This is a genomic window from Burkholderia sp. AU15512 (assembly GCF_002223325.1).
GTDB lineage: Bacteria > Pseudomonadota > Gammaproteobacteria > Burkholderiales > Burkholderiaceae > Burkholderia.
This window is the reverse complement of record NZ_NKEX01000004.1, coordinates 483374-501169: the sequence shown is the minus strand read 5'-3', so window position 1 is coordinate 501169 and position 17796 is coordinate 483374. Positions and strand designations below refer to the sequence as shown.

The window sequence follows — 17796 nt, the reverse complement described above, 5'->3', positions numbered from 1 at the left end:
TCGCCATGTGTGCGAAGCGGGTTGTCGTTCTGTCTGTTTGCAATGCCCTGAAACGTTTTTCGCCCAAATCGTATTTGCGAGGAGCGTTTCACATGTCCTTGATGTCCGTTTCGTCGGCCCCCGCCGACGCCTTTGCCGATCTCCCGTTGCTGGATTCCGAACCGATGCCGCCGCGCATCGCCGCCGCGCTCGACGCGATGCGCGCAGGCCGTGCCGTGGTGCTGCAGGACGACCACGACCGCGAGAATGAAGCCGACCTGATCGTTGCCGCCGAGCGCATCACGCCCGAGACGATGGCGCTGCTGATCCGCGAATGCAGCGGCATCGTGTGCCTGTGCCTGACCGACGACACCGTGCGTGCGCTCGAGCTGCCGCCGATGGTGCAGACCAACGAGAGCCGCAACGGCACCGCGTTCACCGTGTCGATCGAGGCACGCGAAGGTGTGCATACGGGCGTATCGGCGGCCGATCGCGTGACGACGATCCGCGCGGCGATCGCAGAAGGGGCGAAGCCGCACGACATCGTGCGCCCGGGCCACGTGTTTCCGCTGCGTGCGCAACCGGGCGGCGTCCTGGCGCGCCGCGGTCACACCGAAGGCACGGTCGACCTGTCGATCCTCGCGGGCCTGAAGCCGGCCGGCGTGCTGTGCGAACTGATGAATCCGGATGGCACGATGACGCGCGGCGACGATGTCGAGCGTTTCGCGCAACAGCACGGGCTGCCGATGCTGACGATCGCGGAACTCGTCGAGTTCCGCGAGGCGCTGGCCGCCGCGCGCGAGCGCTGCTGCGAACCGGCCTGAGTACGGGGAAGGGGAAGGCGGGCGCGTTCGCGCGCCCGTTGCACGGCGTGCGTGAACCGGTGCACGCCGGATCGGCCCGATCAGCGTGATCGGGCCGGCACGACCATCAGGACTGTACGTCCCCGAATTCGCCGCGCATGCCGGCTTCGACGAACGCCGGTAGTTCATCCATCTTGCGCATGATCCGCGTGATGCCCATCGCGCGCAGCGCGTCCGCGTAGTTGTCGGGGATGTGGCTCGCGCCGACGAACGCGATCGTCTTCATGCCTGCCGCCCGCGCGGCATTCAACCCCGACACGCTGTCCTCGACGACGATGCAGCGCTCCGGCGCGACGCCGAGCGCGTGCGCCGCATGCAGGTAGACGTCGGGGTAGGGCTTCGGCCGTGCCACCTGTTCGGAGCTGAACACGCGATCGCCGAAGATCTCGGTGAGCGCCGCGCGCTTCAGCGAGCTGCGCACGCGCGCGAGCCGGCTGTTCGACACGACGGCCGCCGGCAGGGTCACCTTCAGTAGTGCGTCGCGCACGCCGGAGATCGGCGCGAGCGATTGCGCCAGCGCGCGCTCGATGTTGTGCTCGATGGTCTCGATGAAGTTGGCCGGCATCTCGATCCCGAAGCGGGATTCGATTCCCGTCAGGAAGCGCGACGTCTGCTGGCCGAACGCCGACTTGGCGGCAGCTTCGAAATCGAGATTCGGAAACGTGGCGGACAGCGTGTCGAGCAGGACGCGGTCGGCAATGATTTCGCTGTCGACGAGCACGCCGTCGCAGTCGCAGATAAGGTGATCGAGCATGGTGGTGAAAAGGCGGGAGGTCGGCGACACGGATCAATTCGCCATCATACGTGCATTCGCGCACACGCCGCGCGACGCTTCGGCAAAATTTCCCGATGCGGCCGCGTGCTGACTGCGTCTCCCCCGGGTGGGTTGCCGATCGTCCGGCGGCGGCCCGCTTGCGCGGTTCGCCGCCGCCTGTCACCGCTTGTCGCCGGTGACGTCACAGCTCGATTACGCGCCCCGTTTTCCACGCAGTCATCGCGGCCTCGGCTAGTTCGAGCGCGGCCAGCCCGTCGTCGATCGTCGTGCGGACCGGCGTGCCGTCGCGCAGCGCATCGACGAAATGCGCGATCTCGGCCGCATACGCGTGCCGGTAGCGTTCGAGGAAGAACGGCTCCGGCACGTCCGTCGCGATGCCGGCCGCGAGCCACGCGCTCACCTCGGTCGGCCGCACGTTGCCGGCCTGCAGCATCCCGTTGCTGCCGAGCAGCTCGAAACGCTGGTCGTAACCGTACGCGGCGCGCCGCGACGTGTTGATCTGGCACAGCAGCCCGCGCCGCGTGCGGATCGTCACGGCCGTCGAATCGATGTCGCCCGCATCCTGCACGGCCGGATCGGTCAGGCAGCTGCCGGTCGCGTGCAGCGTCTGCGCTTCGTCGCCGAGAATCCAGCGGAACACGTCGAAGTCGTGGATCAGCATGTCCTTGAAGATGCCGCCCGAACTGCGGATGTAGTCGACGGGCGGCGCGCCCGGGTCGCGGCTCGTGACGACCAGCATTTCCGGCGCGCCGATGTCGCCGCGCTCGACGCGCGCCTTCAGCGCGGCGAACGTCGGGTCGAAGCGGCGCTGGAAGCCGATCATGCAGGTCACGCCGCTGCGCCGGACGGCGTCCGCGCACGCACGCGAGCGCTCGACGCTCAGGTCGACAGGCTTCTCGCAGAACACGGCCTTGCCCGCATTCGCGGCCGCGACGATCAGGTCCGCATGGGTGTCGGTGCTCGACGCGATCACGACCGCCCGGACGTCCGGATCGCCGAGTGCGCGCTCGACGTCGGCCACCTGCGCGCCGTGCGCGTGAGCCAGCGCTTCGGCCGACGGCGCATGCCGGTCGACGACGTATTTCAGCTTCGCGCCCGGATGGCGCGCGAGATTCGCCGCATGGATCTTGCCGATCCGTCCCGCGCCGAACAACGCGAATTCGATCATTCCGTTCTCCTGTTGATTTCGTGGATATGCGCCGGTGCGCGGCTTCAGTTGGCCGTGCACCGTGGCGGCGCTCATTGATTCGCCAGTTCGCCGCGCACGTAGTCGATGCTCGCGCGCAGTCGGTCCTCGATGTCGTCGGCCTCGGCGATTTCGTGCGCGAACGGCTCGAACGAGAACGCGCCACGGTAGCCGCGCGCGAGCAGTTCGCGCAGTTGCCGGATATTGCCGAGCCGGTCGGCGCCGCCGACCAGCACGCGATGGCCGTCGCGCATCCGGTCGACCGGCAGGTCGTCCTCCTCGACGCCCGAGAGGTGCACGAGGCCCGTCAGGTTCGGGAAGAAGATGTCCTCGCCCGACAGATGATGGTGGAACGTGTCGTGCACGAGCCGGAACACCTGTTCGCCCGCTGCGTCGTAGATGCCTTTCACCGCATCCGACTTGCGGCGTAGCGCGCATTCCTCGAAGCCGAGCGGCTCGATGAAGCCGAGCAGGCCGTGCGCGTCGAGGATCGGTTTGAGTGCCTTCAGCGCCTTCACGAGATCCGCGTGGCGCTCGACCGCGCTGCGCGTGTCGCCGCGGCTGTTGGTCGGGCACAGCACCAGCGCACGCGCGCCGCATTGCGCCGCGTAGTCGGCCAACACGGTCGCCTCGTCCGCGCGCTCGGCGTTCCATTGCTCGAAGCGCTGCAGCGCGTTGATCGTCAGGATCGTCACGCCGCCGGCTTCGGCCGTTGCGCGCACGGTGGCGGCCGGCGTGCCGTCGGCGATCTCGACGCCGTCGAGATCGTTGCGGATCTCGATCGTGTCGACGCCGAGGCGCTGGCACAGCGCGACGTAACGGTCGAACGGCAAGCGCGGGGCGCTCATCCGGTTCAGCGAAAAATGGAAGGCTTGCGTCATCGTTCTGTCCTTGGGTCTCGAGTGGGGGCGGGGATCGAATCAGGTGCCGGTGTGCGCGACGTCGGTTGCCGGCGGCGCGGCGACGGCGTGCCACGTGTCGCGCAGCCAGTGCGCGCACGCGACGTTGTTGTAGAAGATCGAATAGCGCGCGCCGCCGCCGTAGTCGGGAAACGGGATGAATTCGCAACTGATCTGCTCGACGCGCGCCGGCTGTGCGTGGGCCTGCGCGTGCAGCAACTGCCGAAGCGCGGCCTTCCACGTGTCGAGCGCCTCCGCGCGCCATACGTCGTGATAGGTGCCCGGTGCGGGCGCGACGAACGGATACTGGATGCCGCGCCCGGGCCTGCCGTCGGCGCGGCGCATCCACGGGTTGTCCGGATTGTTCGGCATCACGCTGCGGGCATGCGCATGCCGGACCCAGCCGCGCGCGATCCAGTCGGCGTACAGGGCGTCGGGCGATGCAGGGTCGAGCAACCGCCGGCCGCCGTCGGCCGCGTCGCGGATGCCCGACGCATCGAGTTCGATGTGGTTGCCGATCTTGAACAGCAGGTGCGAATGATCGAGCGTGATCCGGAAGGGCACGCCGGCCTGCTCGACAAGCCGTGCAACGCGTGCGACACGCGTGAAATCCTCGCTCCACATGTCGACGTGCACTTCGAGGCTCGGCAGGCAACCGGCCGGCTCGCCGCGCTCGTAGGTCCGCAGGTAGAAATCGGCGACCTCGCGATCGGACAGCGGATGGCCGCTCGCGTGATGCGCATGCAACTGGCAGTTGAGCACCGTGCTGCCGAAGCGCGCGCCCGCGTCGACGATCTCGGCGACGTGCGCTTCGTCACGGCCCGCGCACCAGATGCCGCCGATCACGCGAATCGGCAGCGCATGACGTTCGACCAGCGCGAAATACGGCGACAGGTCCTCGCCGCGCGCCGGGTTCTTTTCGATGTAGTCGAACACACCGGCGCCGGCGACCATCCGGAAGCGTTCGGCGGGCGTGGGCAACGGCAGGCCGTCGTGTTCGAGCACGCCGTCGAGGTTCACGCCGATGAGGATCGGTTCAGCCATCGTCTCCTGTCCGCCGTTGTCATGGGATGGGTTGCCCAATGTACGGAGGCGCGGCGCGGGCTGCATGACAAACGTTGGCGAAAAATCGCCAATGCGGCGGTCGATTTTTTCGCAATGCGCGTGCGGCGCGACAGACGGTGTGCCGGGCGTTCGAATTCAGGCTGGCAGGTACGCGCTCGTCCGCACGTTTGCCGGACAGAACACGCGGAATTCGACCGGATCGGCCGGTGGCGGCTGTTCGACGATCCCGCACGCATGCAGCACGTGCTGCAGTGCGGAAATCACCTGGCCGTCCGGATCCTGGTCGATCGCGAGATCCATCGCGCCGGATTCGATGAAGGTGCGGTGCAGGTCGATCATCTCGTGGCCGATCCACACGACGCGACCGGCCGCGCCGGCCTTGCGCAGCGCCGCCTCGATGCCGGCCGAGCCGGCGCCGCTGTTGTAGATCGCGACTACGTCGTCGTGCGCCTGCAGCGCCTTCGTCACCGCGCGGTAGCAGCGATCGTCCTGGTCGAGCGTCTCGACCGGCTCGTCGTCGCAGCGGACGGCGGCGAACGCTTCGGCAAGCTGGTCGCGGCAGCCGGCCATCCGGTCGGCGTGCGCGCGGTAGCCCATGCGCCCGCCGAGCAGCAGCACGCGGCCGGGGCGTGCCGCCAGGCGGCCGATGTAATAGCCGGCCGTGCGCCCGGCCCGGTAGTTGTCGATACCGGCGAAGTGCGCGCGGTCGATGCCGCCGATGTCGGTGACCATCGTGACGACGGTCTCGCCGCGCGCGATCGCGCCGGCCAGCGCGTCGCGCACGCGGCTCGTGTCGCGTGCCGTGACGATCAGCGCCGCGCGCCGGTAGGCGGGCCGTTCGATCAGCGCGGCGGCCCGCTCGTCGTCGGCGGCGGGCAGGATCGTCCGGTGCACGACCACGCGCCGATCGAGCATCTGCAGCGAGCGCTGCAGCGCCAGCTGCAGCCGCTTGAAGAAAGCCGCGTCGGTATCCGGCAGCAGCACGTCGACGTGGAGCAGCCCGTGCCGCGTGTCGGGCAGCTGGCGCGGCACGCCGAGCTGCCGCGCGGCTGCCACCACGCGTTCGCGGGCCTGCGCCGAGACGCTGCCGCGCTCGTTCAGCACGCGGTCGACGGTGGTCGTGCTGACGCCGGCAAGCGCCGCGATCTCGTCGAAGCGTGCGGTGCGCTTGCGCCAGCGCGGCCCGGATTCGCCTGCCATGGTTGTCTCCATCGTGGTGTCGCCATCGAGACGTGGCGATGCGGGGAACGCTAAAACGATGGCGAAATTTCGTCAACGTTTCGATTGAGCGGGGGAGGCCGCGGGCCTAATTTTGATTCCATGCCGAAGCGCTTGCCGCGCTTCCAACGAACAAGGAATCCAGGAGACGCACGTGGCTCATATCGACGACCAGGCGCACGACCGCACGGTGGCGCGCCGTCAGGCATACCGGATGATCGGCGGCGCCGGCGAGCGCGCGCAGGCGGCCGGGCTCGCCAACGCCGAGTGGTATCGATGCCCGGTGCCGCGGCCGCTGATGAAGCAGCTGATGCAGCGTGGCGACGCGCGCGCGCTCCGCGACACGCTGATCTGGTATGCGGCGATCGCGATCAGCGGGGTGCTCGCATGGCTGGCGTGGCGTGCACATTCGGCGTGGGCGATCCCCGCGTTCTTCGTGTACGGCACGCTCTACTGCAGCCCGGCCGACTCGCGCTGGCACGAATGCGGGCACGGCACCGCGTTCCGCACGCGCTGGATGAACGACGTGCTGTACCAGGTCGCGTCGTTCCAGGTGTTCCGCCGCGCGACGGCGTGGCGGTGGAGCCATGCACGTCATCACACCGATACGCTGGTCGTCGGGCGCGATCCGGAAATCGCCGCGCCGAAGCCGACCGACTGGCGCTCGCTCGCGCTGAACATCGTCGCGCTGAAGCATGTGGCCGGCGAGCTGCGCAAGATGATCGCGACGGCCTTCACCGGCCGGCTCGACGACGAGGAGCGCACCTACGTGCCCGAATCGGAACGGCCGAAGGTGGTGCGCGAGTCTCGCATCCATCTCGCGGTGTACGCACTCGTGACCGGTGCTTCGCTCTACTGGCACACGATTCTGCCGCTCCTCTACATCGGCCTGCCGAGCCTCTACGGTGCGTGGCTGTACCTGTATTTCGGCCTCACGCAGCACGCGGGCATGCCCGAGAACGTGCTCGATCACCGGCGCAACTGCCGGACCGTGATGATGAATCCGGTGTTCCGCTTCCTGTACTGGAACATGAACTATCACGTCGAACACCACATGTTCCCGATGGTGCCGTTCCACGCGCTGCCGAAGCTGCACGAGGCGGTGAAGGCCGACATGCCGCCGCCGTATCGCAGCACGCTGGCCGCATACGCGGAGATCGTGCCGGCGCTGGTCCGGCAGACGCGCGACCCGACCGATTACGTCGTGCGGCCCGTGCCGGATGCCGCGCGCGCCTGACCGATATCGACTCTTCCAACCCAGGAGACACGCAACATGACGCAATGGATCGACACCGGCGCGCTCGACGACATCGACGACGAAGACGTCGCGCGCTTCGACCATGCCGGCCACACGTACGCGATCTACCGCATCGACGGCGAAGTCTATGCAAGCGACGGCCTGTGCACGCACGAGCAAGTACATCTCGCGGACGGGCTTGTGATCGACCACGTGATCGAATGCCCGAAGCACAACGGGCGCTTCGACGTGCGCGACGGCCGGCCGCTGTCCGCGCCCGCCTGCGAGAAGCTGCGCACGTACCGCGCGAAGATCGAAGACGGCCGCATCCTGATCGAGGTGTGACGCGATGACGAACGATCGGGTGATGGCGATCGTCGGCGCGGGCCACGCGGGCGGCCGCGCGGCGCAGGTGCTGCGTGAATCCGGCTGGAGTGGGCGGATCGTGCTGATCGGCGCGGAGGCGCACCTGCCGTACGAGCGGCCGCCGTTGTCGAAGGGCGTGCTGACCGGCGAACGCAGCGCGGCGCAGTGCCGGTTGCGCGATCCGGCGGCGTGGGCGGCCGATCGTATCGAGCCGGTCGTCGCGACGGTCGAGCGCATCGATCCGGGCGCACGCGAAGTGCGCCTGTCGGATGGCAGCGTGGTCGGCTACGACGCGCTGCTGCTCGCGACCGGCGGCCGCGCGCGTCGCCTGACGATTCCGGGTGCGACGCTGGACGGCGTGTTTGCATTGCGCACGCTCGACGATGCGGCGGCGCTCGGCACGCGGCTCGCGCCCGATGCGCGGGTCGTGCTGATCGGCGGCGGCTTCATCGGCCTCGAAGTCGCGGCGTCGGCGCGACTGCGCGGGTGCCGCGTGACGGTGCTCGATGCGGCGTCGCGCCTGCTCGGGCGCGCAGTGCCGGAGGCGATCGCGGCGCGCGTGCACGCGCTTCACGAACGGCAGGGCGTGGCCATTCGCGTGAAGCGGAAGCCGGTTGCGATCGAGCGGACGACGGGCGGCGCGCTGGCCGTCGTACTCGACGACGGCGACACGCTGATCGCCGACACGGTCGTCGCCGGCATCGGCATCGAGCCGGCTGACGAGCTGGCGCGTGAGGCGGGCCTCGCCGTCGAGCGCGGCATCGTCGTGAACGAGCGGCTCGAGACATCGGCGCGCGGCATCTACGCGGCCGGCGACGTCGCGGTGTTCCCGAGTGCGTTGTCGGGGCGGCCCGTCCGGCAGGAGACGTGGCACGGCGCCGAGACCCAGGCGCGCGTCGCCGCGCGCAACATGCTCGGCGCCGACGAGCCGTATCGCGAGACGCCGTGGTTCTGGTCGGATCAATACGACGCGCAGTTGCAGGTGGCCGGTGAGCCGGTACTCGGCGAACTATCGGTCGCGCGCGCGCTCGGCGACGACGCGGAAATCCATTTCCATTTCGACGCCGGTGCGCGGCTCGTCGCCGCAAGCGGTTTCGGCCGCGTGTCCGGGTTCGTCAAGGACATGCGGGTGGCGAGAATGCTGGTCGAGCGCGGGATCGACGTGAGCCCGTCGGCTGTCGCGGATACGGGGGTGAAGCTGAAGTCGCTGGTCTCGGCCGAGTGAGGCCGGTAGCGGAAACGAAGCGGCGAAGCGGCGGAGCGCGAGGGAAGGCGAACGAAGGAAGGAAAGCAAAACGCGCGGCGAGGATCGCCGCGCGTTTCGGTCAAGCGACGATCAGATCGTCGTGTGCAGGTGCAGGTACAGGCCGGCCGCCGCGGCGCCGCCGAGCAGCGGACCGACGACGGGCACCCATGCATAGCGCCAGTCGCTGTCGCGCTTGCCGGGGATCGGCAGCAGCGCGTGCATGATGCGCGGCGACAGGTCGCGCGCGGGGCTCATCGCATAGCCGGTCGGGCCGCCGAGCGAGATGCCGATGCCGAGCACGAGCAGGCCGACGGGCAGTGCGTCGAGCGCGCCGAGGCCGACTTGCGGCGACGCGAGGTACAGCACGCCGAGGATCAGCACGAACGTGCAGATCGCTTCGGTCAGCACGTTGTGCGTGACGCTGCGGATCGCGGGCGCCGTGCAGAACACCGCGAGCTTCAGGTCCGCATCGGCTTCCTTCGCGAAGTGCTGGCGATAGGCGAGCCACACGAGCAGCGCGCCGGCCATCCCGCCGAGCATCTGCGCGAGGACGTAGCCGCCGACTTTCGACCACGCGAACTTGCCCGCGAGCGCGAGACTGATGGTGACGATCGGGTTCAGGTGCGCGCCGCTGAACGATGCGGTCACGTAGACGGCGACGAACACGGCCATCGCCCAGCCCATCACGATCACGATCAGGTCCGCGCCTTTGCCCTTGGTCTTTGCAAGCAGCACGTTTGCGACCGCGCCGTTGCCGAGCAGCACGAGGATCGCTGTGCCGATGAATTCCGCAATATAAGGTGACATGTTTGTCTCTCTTGAATCACGGCGGACTCGCGCAGTGCGCGGTCCGCCGGTGTTGTTGTATTTCGTCTGGATTGCTTGACGGTTACTGCGCGTCGTCGGCCCATGCCTTCGCCGCACGCACCGCACGCTGCCAGCCCGACATGCAGCGTTCGACGTGCTCCTTCGGCATCGACGGCGAGAAGCGGCGATCGAGCTGCCACTGGTCGCGCACTTCGTCGAGGTTCTTCCAGTAGCCGATCGCGAGACCCGCGAGGTAGGCCGCGCCGAGCGCGGTCGTCTCGGTGATCTGCGGACGCACCGCGTCGACGCCGAGCAGGTCCGCCTGGAACTGCATCAGCAGGTCGTTCGCGCTCGCGCCGCCGTCCACGCGCAGCTCGCCGATGCTGATGCCCGAATCGGCTTCCATCGCGGCCAGCACGTCGAGCGACTGGTACGCGATCGAATCGAGCGCCGCGCGTGCGAGGTGCGCGGAGGTCGTGCCGCGCGTGACGCCGAACACCGAACCGCGCGCCCGCGCGTTCCAGTGCGGTGCGCCGAGGCCGGCGAACGCGGGCACCAGGTAGACGCCGTCGGTGTGCGGCACGCTCGCGGCGAGCGCTTCGATTTCAGCGGCCGACTTGATGATGCCGACGCCGTCGCGCAGCCACTGCACCACCGCGCCCGCGATGAAGATGCTGCCTTCCAGCGCGTACTGCACGTTGTCGCCGATCTGCCAGGCGATCGTCGTGACGAGGTTGTTCTTCGATTCGATCGGCTTGTCGCCGGTGTTCATCATCAGGAAGCAGCCGGTGCCGTAGGTGTTCTTCACCATGCCGGACTGCGTGCACATCTGGCCGAACAGCGCCGCCTGCTGGTCGCCCGCGATACCCGCGAGCGGGATCTTCGACGCGAACACGGTGGTCTTCGTGTGGCCGTAGATTTCCGACGATGCCTTCACCTCCGGCAGCATGCTGCGCGGGATGTCGAGCATGTCGAGCAGTTCGTTGTCCCACTCGCGCGTGTGGATGTTGAACAGCATCGTGCGCGACGCGTTCGTCACGTCGGTCACGTGCAGTTCGTGCTTCGTGAAGTTCCACACGAGCCAGCTGTCGACGGTGCCGAACGCGAGCTTGCCCTGCTTCGCCTTCTCGCGTGCGCCCGGCACGTTGTCGAGAATCCAGCGGATCTTGGTTCCCGAGAAGTACGAATCGATCGGCAGGCCGGTCTTCGCGCGCACCTTCGCCTCGAAGCCTTGCGCCTTCAGCGAATCGCAGAAGTCGGCCGTGCGGCGATCCTGCCAGACGATCGCGTTGTAGACGGGCTGGCCCGTCTCGCGATCCCAGACGATCGTGGTTTCACGCTGGTTGGTGATGCCGATCGCGGCGATCGACGTGCCGTTCAGGCCCGTGCGCGTGACGGCTTCGGCGGCGACGCCGGCTTGCGTCGACCAGATTTCCTGCGGGTCGTGCTCGACCCAGCCGGGTTGCGGGTAGATCTGCTCGAATTCCTTCTGGGCGATCGAAACGATATTGCCCTGGCGATCGAACAGCATCGCGCGGGAACTCGTGGTGCCCTGGTCAAGCGCGAGGATGTACTGATCCTGCATGTCTCTCATCTCCATCCGTGGATTTGGCTTAGTTGTGATGCGCGCCGCATGTGGGCGGCGCGTCGGTGAGTCAACGTCGGTCAAGCAACTGCAACTGCATTCCGCTCAGGCATGCGGCGCGTGCGCGGCGGCGAACCACGCGTCGACCGCAGCGGTCACCGCGTCGAGCGTGCCGGGCGCGACGTGCAGGCCGAGCTTCGAGCGGCGCCACAGCACGTCCTGCGCGCAGGTCGCCCATTCGGCGTCGCGCAGGTAGCGCAGTTCGGCGTCGTAGAGGCCCGGTGCGATTTCGGTGCCGAGATCGGCGAGCGACTTCGCGCCGTCGATCACGCGCTCCGCGCGCGTGCCGTAGGCACGCGCATAGCGGCGGGCGAGCGCGGCGGGCAGCCACGCATGGCGTTTGGCGAACGTATCGGCGAATGCGTCGAACTTCGCGTTCGCGATGTCGCCGCCCGGCAGCGCGACGCCGGCCGTCCAGGTCTTCGCGTCGCGGCCGAGTGCGCGGCACAGCATGTCGCCGGCTTCTTCCGCGAGCTTGCGGAACGTCGTGATCTTGCCGCCGAACACCGACAGCAGCGGGGCGCCCGCGCCGTCGTCCAGCTCGAGCCGGTAATCGCGCGTGACGGCCGATGCGTTCGCGGCGTTCTCGTCTTCCAGCAGCGGGCGCACGCCCGAGTAGGTCCAGTGCACGTCGGCCGGCGAGATCTTGCGCTTGAAGTAGCGGTTGATCGAGTCGCACAGGTACTGCGTCTCGTCGCGATCGATCGCGACCTTCGCGGGATCGTTCGTGTATTCGACGTCGGTCGTGCCGATCAGCGTGAAATCGTGTTCGTACGGAATCGCGAAGATGATCCGCTTGTCCGGGTTCTGGAAGATGTACGCGTGGTCGTGATCGAACAGGCGGCGCGTGATGATGTGGCTGCCCTTCACGAGCCGCACGCTGTGGTGCGCGCCGCGGCCGAGCGCGCCTTTCAGCACTTCGCCGACCCACGGGCCGGCCGCGTTCGCGATCGCACGTGCATGCACGACGCGGATCGAGCCGTCGGCGTGCTGCAGTCGCGCTTCCCATTCGTCGCCGCGGCGTTCGGCGGACACCAGCTTCGTGCGCGTCAGGATCTGGGCGCCGCGCTCCTTCGCATCCATCGCGTTCAGCACGACGAGGCGCGCGTCGTCGACCCAGCCGTCCGAATAGACGAAGCCGCGCTTGATCGAGTCGATCAGCGGCGCGCCGGCCGCATGGCGGCGCATGTCGATGCCGCGCGAGCCGGGCAGCAGTTCGCGTTTCGCGAGGTGATCGTAAAGGAACAGGCCGATGCGGATCAGCCAGGCCGGACGCAGGTTCGGCATGTGCGGCATCACGAAGCGCAGCGGCCACATGATGTGCGGCGCCGCGCGCAGCAGCGTCTCGCGCTCCTGCAGCGCCTTGCGCACGAGTCCGAACTCGTTGTACTCGAGGTAGCGCAGGCCGCCGTGAATCAGCTTCGTGCTGGACGACGACGTGTGCGACGCGAGATCGTCCTGCTCGCAGAGCATGACCGACAGGCCGCGGCCGGCCGCATCGCGCGCGATGCCCGCGCCGTTGATGCCGCCGCCGACGACGAGCAGATCGTAGCGATTCGGTTGGGTCACCTGCTGTCCTTATCGTCTGAGGGAAAGGGTTGAACAGAAAATGTTCGAATTCGAAATTTAACGAACGAAATCGAAAAAGTAAAGTTCGATAAAGCGGGGCCAGTAGCGCGCGGCACGATCCCGGACGATACTGGCGAAATCGACCGTTTCGCGAGGTGAATCATGCGTATTGGGATGTGGGCCGGCGCGTGCGCCGTCCTTCTGGCGGGGTGCACTGCCGGGATGCCGCCGCTAGCCGGCAACTGGCGCACGCCGTCGTTCGCCGACCTGCAGACGTCATGCGGCGGCACGGCGCGGGACTGGGGCGCGGACGCGCAGCCGGTCTACTCGACGCTATATGACGCGTACGTGGCGAAACGGTATCGTGGGCTGACCGATGCGAACTATTGTGCGTTCGTAAACGAACTTTCGACGCACTATGCGGCGCCGGACGCGGCGGCGCGTGCCGGCTGGATCGCGTATTTCAACGGTGCGCGGGCGCAGGCCATCAGCTGGCGGGCGGCGGTCGATCCGACGCTGCGCGGCGGTTGAAACAGGCTGGGGCGGGGTGGGGGACGGAAGCGGAAGTGGCCGCGCGGCCCGGCATCCGGGCGGCGCGGTCAGGTCAGGAACGGTGTGGTTTTACGAATAGCGGTACTTGATGGATCGCAGTGCGGCGTCGCCGGTTTCGGTCACGCAGTATTTGCGTCCCGAACCGAGGCCTTCCAGACGGACGAGCTGCTGTTCGAGCAGCGCGTCGATTTCGTCCCGATCCATGTGGGTTTGATCGGGAGCGTCCTTCACAAGCAATAGCGTGGCGAATTCATGCGGACTCAGCATCGTTCTCTCCATGGCGACCAGTCAGCCCGCGCAGCCGGCGCACGGGCCGACGCGCGATACCCAGCGGGGTATGGCTTGGGGGGAAAGCTGTATTCGCCGGCCATGCCATTCGTCCGCGCCCTGGCACAGGCGGAACGGTCGAAATAGGCCGGGGAACTGGAGTCTAGTCGAGCGCGCAGGCAACGACAAATCGGGCCCCGTTAATTTTCCGTTTGACAGCCGGGCTGCGCGCAAGCGGTTTGCTCGCGACGCCAACTTCTTGATTTCACTTGAAGTTTTAGGTGCGGTGCAGCATCGGAACCGTCACTCGGCGACGTACACCTGGGTGCCGGCGGCCGCCACGGTATCGGCCATCTCGGGCGGCAGCGGCTTGTCGGTGAAGAGCGCGTGCACCTGGCTCAGGTGACCCTGGCGCACCAGCGCGGGACGGCCGACCTTCGAATGGTCGGTCACGAGATAGACGGTGCGCGCATGCTGCATGATCGCCTCGGCCACGCGCACCTCGCGTGTGTCGAAGTCGCGCAGCGTGCCGTCGGCCTCGATCGCCGATGTGCCGATGATCGCGTAGTCGACCTTGAACTGGCGGATGAAGTCGATCGCGAGTTCGCCGACGATCCCCTTGTCCCACGGCCGCACGATGCCGCCCGTGATCAGCACCTCGCAGTCGGGGTAGCCGCTCATCATCGACGCGACGTTCAGGTTGTTCGTGATCACGTGCAGCCCGTGGTGGCGGTTCAGCGCGCGTGCGACTTCCTCGGTGGTCGTGCCGAGGTTGATGAACAGCGACGCCTGGTCGGGAATGTGCGACGCCGCGAGTGCTGCGATGCGCCGCTTCTCGTCGTGGAACATCCGCTGGCGCGCGGTGTACGACACGTTCTCCGAGCTGGTCGGCAGGCTCGCGCCGCCGTGGTAGCGGCGCAGCAGGTTCAGGTCGGCCAGCCAGTTCACGTCGCGGCGGATCGTCTGCGGCGTCACCGCGAAATGCGCGGCGAGATCGTCGACGGTCACGAAGCCGTCGCGCTGCACCCATTCGAGCAATTCCTGCTGGCGCGCGTTGAGGGTGAGGCGGGGATCTCGGGTCATGGCTCGATGGTCGTGTCGTGAGACGGAGCGGGTATTGTAAGGGCGGCAACGGCGTTAGGCCGGCCCGGCCCGCAGGCTTGCCCGATATTCATGTGGAAATTGCATGGATTCATTTCACAAATGAATTTGTGCGATTGTGCCGATCGCGCTGCAATGGCGGATTGCCCGCGCACGCGGGGGTGCGCGTCCGGCGCGATCATTCAGCTTTCGACGAGGTGGAACCGATGACTGGCTTCAACTGGCACAACCCGTATCCGACGACCCGCATCCCGGTGTTCGCGCGCAACGTCGTGTCGACGTCGCACCCGCTCGCCGCGCAGGCCGGGCTGCGGATGCTGTGGAAGGGCGGCAACGCGGTCGACGCGGCGCTGGCCGCCGCGGCCGCGATCACGGTCGTCGAGCCCGTGTCGTGCGGGCTCGGCGGCGATGCGTTCGCGCTCGTGTGGGACGGCGAGCGGCTGTCCGGGTTGAACGCGTCGGGCGTCGCGCCGGCCGCATGGAACGTCGACTATTTCCGCAAGCGCCACGGCGACGCGGCCAACGGCATTGCGAACAAGCCGACGCGCGGCTGGGATACCGTCACCGTGCCGGGCGTGATCGCGGGCTGGGAAGCGCTGCATGCGAAGTTCGGTTCGCTGCCGTTCGCGGACCTGCTCGAACCGGCGATCGAGATCGCGGAGCGCGGCTATGCGGTGCCGCCGATCGTCGCGCACAAGTGGGCGGCCGCGGTGCCGGAACTCGAGGGGCTGCCGGGCTTTGCGGACACCTTCATGCCGCACGGCCGCGCACCGCAGGTGGGCGAGCGCGTGTGCCTGCCGGGCCATGCTCAGACGTTGCGCACGCTGCAGAAGGAGGGGGCGCGCGCGTTCTACGAGGGCGCGCTCGCCGATCGCATCGCCGCCTTCTCCCGCGAAGGCGGTGGCGCGCTGACCGCAGCCGACCTGCAGGCGTACCGGCCGGAATGGGTCGAGCCGATCGGCAAGCGCTTCGGCCGTCACACGATCCACGAGATTCCGCCGAACGGGCAGGGCATCGCCGCGCTGATCGCGCTCGGGATCGCCGAGCACGCGGGCGTGACCGAATGGCCAGTCGATTCGGTCGACTCGCAGCATCTGCAGATCGAGGCGATGAAGCTCGCGTTCGCGGACGTCTATCGCTACGTCGCCGATCCGCGCGCGATGGAGCTCACGCCCGAGCAGATGCTCGACGACGCGTATCTCGCCGAGCGCGCGAAACTGATCGATCCCGCGCGCGCGACGCACTTCGCCGCCGGCCGGCCGCATTCGGGCGGCACGATCTACCTGTCGGCGGCCGACGAGCGCGGGATGATGGTGAGCTTCATTCAGTCGAACTACATGGGCTTCGGCTCGGGGCTCGTCGTGCCCGGTACCGGCATCGCGTTGCAGAACCGCGGGCACGGCTTCTCGATGGACCCGGCATCGCCGAACGTCGTCGCGGGCGGCAAGCGGCCGTTCCACACGATCATCCCGGCGTTCGTCACCGAGGAGGTCGACGGCCGGACCGAGGCCGTGATGAGCTTCGGCGTGATGGGCGGCGACATGCAGCCGCAAGGGCACCTGCAGAGCGTCGTGCGGATGCTCGGCTACGGGCAGCAACCGCAGGCGGCCTGTGATGCGCCGCGCTGGAAGGTCAACCGCGACTTCACGCTCGACGTCGAGGCGACGATGAATCGCGCGACCGTCGATGCGCTGGCCGCACGCGGCCATACGATCAAGTCGATCGACGATCCTTACATGGATTTCGGTTCGGGGCAGTTCATCTGGCGTCTCGATCGCGACGATCGCGAGCGCGGCTACGTGGCCGCGAGCGACAGCCGGCGCGACGGTCTGGCGGCCGGTTTCTGACGGATTCCTGGCGGCTTTCGCCGGCATGTCGTGTGCTTCGCGGGCGGCCGAATGGCCGCCCGTTTCGTTTGCGGCAAGCCGTATCACCGCGCGGGCGCAAGCGGTTTGAAGGACTCGTCTAACGAACGGCAACAGACGCCGTGGAACTGCGCTTGTCGGGTATGGTCAGTGCTTTGAAGCATGAACATCAAAGTCCGGCTAAGATGCCAGCATGGTTCGGCCGGACCAATCCACTATAAACGCAAGTAAAACGCCGCCTGCGGGATGGCCGGCGCCTGTGCCGAAGGCATGGGCCGGCCCCGCGCGACGACTGGGAGCGCACTACCATGGACACCAAAACGACGCATGTGATGCCGTGGCGAATCGAGGACATCGACCTGAACCGGATCGATCGTCAACGTGCCGCCGCGAACGAGGATCTGTTGCTGCTGCTGTGCGCGTCGTCGTTCATCGAAAGCGGCTCGGATCTCTACACGAGCAATCTGAGCCAGTTCTTCAACGACGATCCGGAAGTCTCCGCATGGCTCAACAATGCATGGGAGCACGAAGAATTGCAGCACGGGCGCGCGCTGAAGGCGTACATCGCGCACGTGTGGCCGGAGTTCGACTGGGATACCGCGTTCGCGAACTTCTTCGCCGAGTATTCGCAGACCTGCAAGGTCGAGGCGTTCGAGAAGACCCGCGCGCTCGAGATGGTCGCGCGCTGCGTCGTCGAAACGGGCACGGCCACGCTCTATCGCGCGATCAACGAGTGCTCGGACGAGCCCGTGCTGAAGGAAATCACCGACAACATTCGCACCGACGAAGTACGCCACTACAAGCACTTCTTCAAGTTCTTCAAGAAGTACAACCAGGTCGAAGGCAATGGCCGCCTTGCGGTGCTCGGCGCGCTGGCGCGCCGCGTGATGGAAATCAAGAACGAGGATTCGGAGATCGCGCTGCGCCACGTGTTCGCGGTGCGCTATCCGGATCGTGTCGGCGACAGCCAGTACAACCGCGAACGCGCCGCGCGCATCAGCACGCTCGTGCGGCGCAACCTGTCGGCCGACATGTGCGTGAAGATGCTGCTCAAGCCGCTCGACCTGCCCGCGAAGATCCAGCCGGGCGTTCACTATCCGCTCACGAAGATCACGCGGCACGTGTTCCTGCGCTGAGCGCCGCGGCGCGGCCCGAC

The 17796-nt window shown here is 67.6% G+C and carries 17 protein-coding genes; 7 read left to right on the top strand and 10 right to left on the bottom strand.

The window, feature by feature from the left end; translation table 11 throughout:
• Nucleotides 1–92: 92 nt before the first annotated feature.
• Nucleotides 93–803, top strand: a complete 711-nt coding sequence (ribB, locus tag CFB43_RS14930; protein WP_089495591.1) for a 3,4-dihydroxy-2-butanone-4-phosphate synthase — start codon at nt 93–95, stop codon at nt 801–803.
• 106 nt (nt 804–909) lie between these two features.
• Here the strand turns inward: ribB and CFB43_RS14925 are convergent, their stop codons facing one another.
• The 5 genes from CFB43_RS14925 to CFB43_RS14905 all read right to left on the bottom strand — a co-directional run bounded on the left by CFB43_RS14925 (nt 910) and on the right by CFB43_RS14905 (nt 5967).
• Nucleotides 910–1596, bottom strand: a complete 687-nt coding sequence (locus CFB43_RS14925) for an HAD family hydrolase (protein WP_089495590.1) — start codon at nt 1594–1596, stop codon at nt 910–912.
• A gap of 202 nt (nt 1597–1798) precedes the next feature.
• The gene (gene iolG, locus CFB43_RS14920) at nt 1799–2785 is read right to left on the bottom strand and encodes an inositol 2-dehydrogenase (RefSeq protein WP_089495589.1); all 987 of its coding nucleotides are present in this window, start codon (nt 2783–2785) and stop codon (nt 1799–1801) included.
• A gap of 71 nt (nt 2786–2856) precedes the next feature.
• Nucleotides 2857–3684, bottom strand: a complete 828-nt coding sequence (locus CFB43_RS14915) for a TIM barrel protein (RefSeq protein WP_089495588.1) — start codon at nt 3682–3684, stop codon at nt 2857–2859.
• Nucleotides 3685–3723: 39 nt separating this feature from the next.
• Nucleotides 3724–4746 carry a xylose isomerase gene (locus CFB43_RS14910; protein WP_089495587.1) on the bottom strand — a complete coding sequence of 341 codons (1023 nt, stop codon included), beginning with the start codon at nt 4744–4746 and terminating at the stop codon, nt 3724–3726.
• A 156-nt stretch (nt 4747–4902) separates the two neighbouring features.
• Nucleotides 4903–5967 carry a LacI family DNA-binding transcriptional regulator gene (locus CFB43_RS14905; protein WP_089473518.1) on the bottom strand — a complete coding sequence of 355 codons (1065 nt, stop codon included), beginning with the start codon at nt 5965–5967 and terminating at the stop codon, nt 4903–4905.
• A gap of 172 nt (nt 5968–6139) precedes the next feature.
• Between CFB43_RS14905 and CFB43_RS14900 the strand changes: the two genes are divergently transcribed.
• The 3 genes from CFB43_RS14900 to CFB43_RS14890 are packed head-to-tail and all read left to right on the top strand — an operon-like array spanning nt 6140 to nt 8813.
• Nucleotides 6140–7222: a fatty acid desaturase family protein gene (locus CFB43_RS14900; protein WP_089495586.1), complete on the top strand. Its 1083-nt coding sequence runs from the start codon at nt 6140–6142 to the stop codon at nt 7220–7222.
• A gap of 36 nt (nt 7223–7258) precedes the next feature.
• Nucleotides 7259–7567 carry a non-heme iron oxygenase ferredoxin subunit gene (locus CFB43_RS14895; protein ID WP_089495585.1) on the top strand — a complete coding sequence of 103 codons (309 nt, stop codon included), beginning with the start codon at nt 7259–7261 and terminating at the stop codon, nt 7565–7567.
• A gap of 4 nt (nt 7568–7571) precedes the next feature.
• Nucleotides 7572–8813, top strand: a complete 1242-nt coding sequence (locus CFB43_RS14890) for an NAD(P)/FAD-dependent oxidoreductase (protein WP_089495584.1) — start codon at nt 7572–7574, stop codon at nt 8811–8813.
• A gap of 111 nt (nt 8814–8924) precedes the next feature.
• On the opposite strand, the gene CFB43_RS14885 is transcribed toward CFB43_RS14890, so the two are convergent.
• From CFB43_RS14885 to glpD, 3 genes are all read right to left on the bottom strand, one after another.
• Complete coding sequence (locus CFB43_RS14885; protein WP_006484467.1) at nt 8925–9641, bottom strand: MIP/aquaporin family protein; 717 nt, start codon at nt 9639–9641, stop codon at nt 8925–8927.
• Between the two features lie 82 nt (nt 9642–9723).
• Complete coding sequence (gene glpK, locus CFB43_RS14880) at nt 9724–11226, bottom strand: glycerol kinase GlpK (protein WP_089456878.1); 1503 nt, start codon at nt 11224–11226, stop codon at nt 9724–9726.
• Nucleotides 11227–11331: 105 nt separating this feature from the next.
• On the bottom strand, nt 11332–12855 hold the full coding sequence (gene glpD, locus CFB43_RS14875) for a glycerol-3-phosphate dehydrogenase (protein ID WP_089495583.1): 1524 nt from the start codon (nt 12853–12855) through the stop codon (nt 11332–11334).
• Between the two features lie 162 nt (nt 12856–13017).
• Between glpD and CFB43_RS14870 the strand changes: the two genes are divergently transcribed.
• Complete coding sequence (locus CFB43_RS14870; protein WP_089495582.1) at nt 13018–13386, top strand: hypothetical protein; 369 nt, start codon at nt 13018–13020, stop codon at nt 13384–13386.
• A 90-nt stretch (nt 13387–13476) separates the two neighbouring features.
• On the opposite strand, the gene CFB43_RS14865 is transcribed toward CFB43_RS14870, so the two are convergent.
• A complete protein-coding gene (locus CFB43_RS14865) occupies nt 13477–13674 on the bottom strand; it encodes a hypothetical protein (protein ID WP_011353109.1) in 198 nt (65 codons plus the stop codon).
• Between the two features lie 303 nt (nt 13675–13977).
• A complete protein-coding gene (locus CFB43_RS14855) occupies nt 13978–14757 on the bottom strand; it encodes a DeoR/GlpR family DNA-binding transcription regulator (protein WP_006493999.1) in 780 nt (259 codons plus the stop codon).
• A gap of 224 nt (nt 14758–14981) precedes the next feature.
• On the opposite strand from CFB43_RS14855, the gene CFB43_RS14850 reads away from it, so the two are divergent.
• Both CFB43_RS14850 and CFB43_RS14845 read left to right on the top strand, forming a co-directional pair.
• Nucleotides 14982–16622, top strand: coding sequence for a gamma-glutamyltransferase family protein (locus CFB43_RS14850; protein WP_089495581.1), 1641 nt, complete (start codon nt 14982–14984; stop codon nt 16620–16622).
• A gap of 326 nt (nt 16623–16948) precedes the next feature.
• On the top strand, nt 16949–17776 hold the full coding sequence (locus CFB43_RS14845) for a ferritin-like domain-containing protein (RefSeq protein ID WP_039360322.1): 828 nt from the start codon (nt 16949–16951) through the stop codon (nt 17774–17776).
• Nucleotides 17777–17796 lie beyond the last annotated feature (20 nt).

Bases quoted from the DNA above. Each gene is read 5' to 3' on its own strand.
- ribB (WP_089495591.1), top strand. From the start codon at position 93: ATGTCCTTGATGTCCGTTTCGTCGGCCCCCGCCGACGCCTTTGCCGAT.
- CFB43_RS14925 (WP_089495590.1), bottom strand. From the start codon at position 1,596: ATGCTCGATCACCTTATCTGCGACTGCGACGGCGTGCTCGTCGACAGC.
- iolG (WP_089495589.1), bottom strand. From the start codon at position 2,785: ATGATCGAATTCGCGTTGTTCGGCGCGGGACGGATCGGCAAGATCCAT.
- CFB43_RS14915 (WP_089495588.1), bottom strand. From the start codon at position 3,684: ATGACGCAAGCCTTCCATTTTTCGCTGAACCGGATGAGCGCCCCGCGC.
- CFB43_RS14910 (WP_089495587.1), bottom strand. From the start codon at position 4,746: ATGGCTGAACCGATCCTCATCGGCGTGAACCTCGACGGCGTGCTCGAA.
- CFB43_RS14905 (WP_089473518.1), bottom strand. From the start codon at position 5,967: ATGGCAGGCGAATCCGGGCCGCGCTGGCGCAAGCGCACCGCACGCTTC.
- CFB43_RS14895 (WP_089495585.1), top strand. From the start codon at position 7,259: ATGACGCAATGGATCGACACCGGCGCGCTCGACGACATCGACGACGAA.
- CFB43_RS14890 (WP_089495584.1), top strand. From the start codon at position 7,572: ATGACGAACGATCGGGTGATGGCGATCGTCGGCGCGGGCCACGCGGGC.
- CFB43_RS14885 (WP_006484467.1), bottom strand. From the start codon at position 9,641: ATGTCACCTTATATTGCGGAATTCATCGGCACAGCGATCCTCGTGCTG.
- glpK (WP_089456878.1), bottom strand. From the start codon at position 11,226: ATGCAGGATCAGTACATCCTCGCGCTTGACCAGGGCACCACGAGTTCC.
- CFB43_RS14870 (WP_089495582.1), top strand. From the start codon at position 13,018: ATGCGTATTGGGATGTGGGCCGGCGCGTGCGCCGTCCTTCTGGCGGGG.
- CFB43_RS14865 (WP_011353109.1), bottom strand. From the start codon at position 13,674: ATGCTGAGTCCGCATGAATTCGCCACGCTATTGCTTGTGAAGGACGCT.
- CFB43_RS14855 (WP_006493999.1), bottom strand. From the start codon at position 14,757: ATGACCCGAGATCCCCGCCTCACCCTCAACGCGCGCCAGCAGGAATTG.
- CFB43_RS14850 (WP_089495581.1), top strand. From the start codon at position 14,982: ATGACTGGCTTCAACTGGCACAACCCGTATCCGACGACCCGCATCCCG.
- CFB43_RS14845 (WP_039360322.1), top strand. From the start codon at position 16,949: ATGGACACCAAAACGACGCATGTGATGCCGTGGCGAATCGAGGACATC.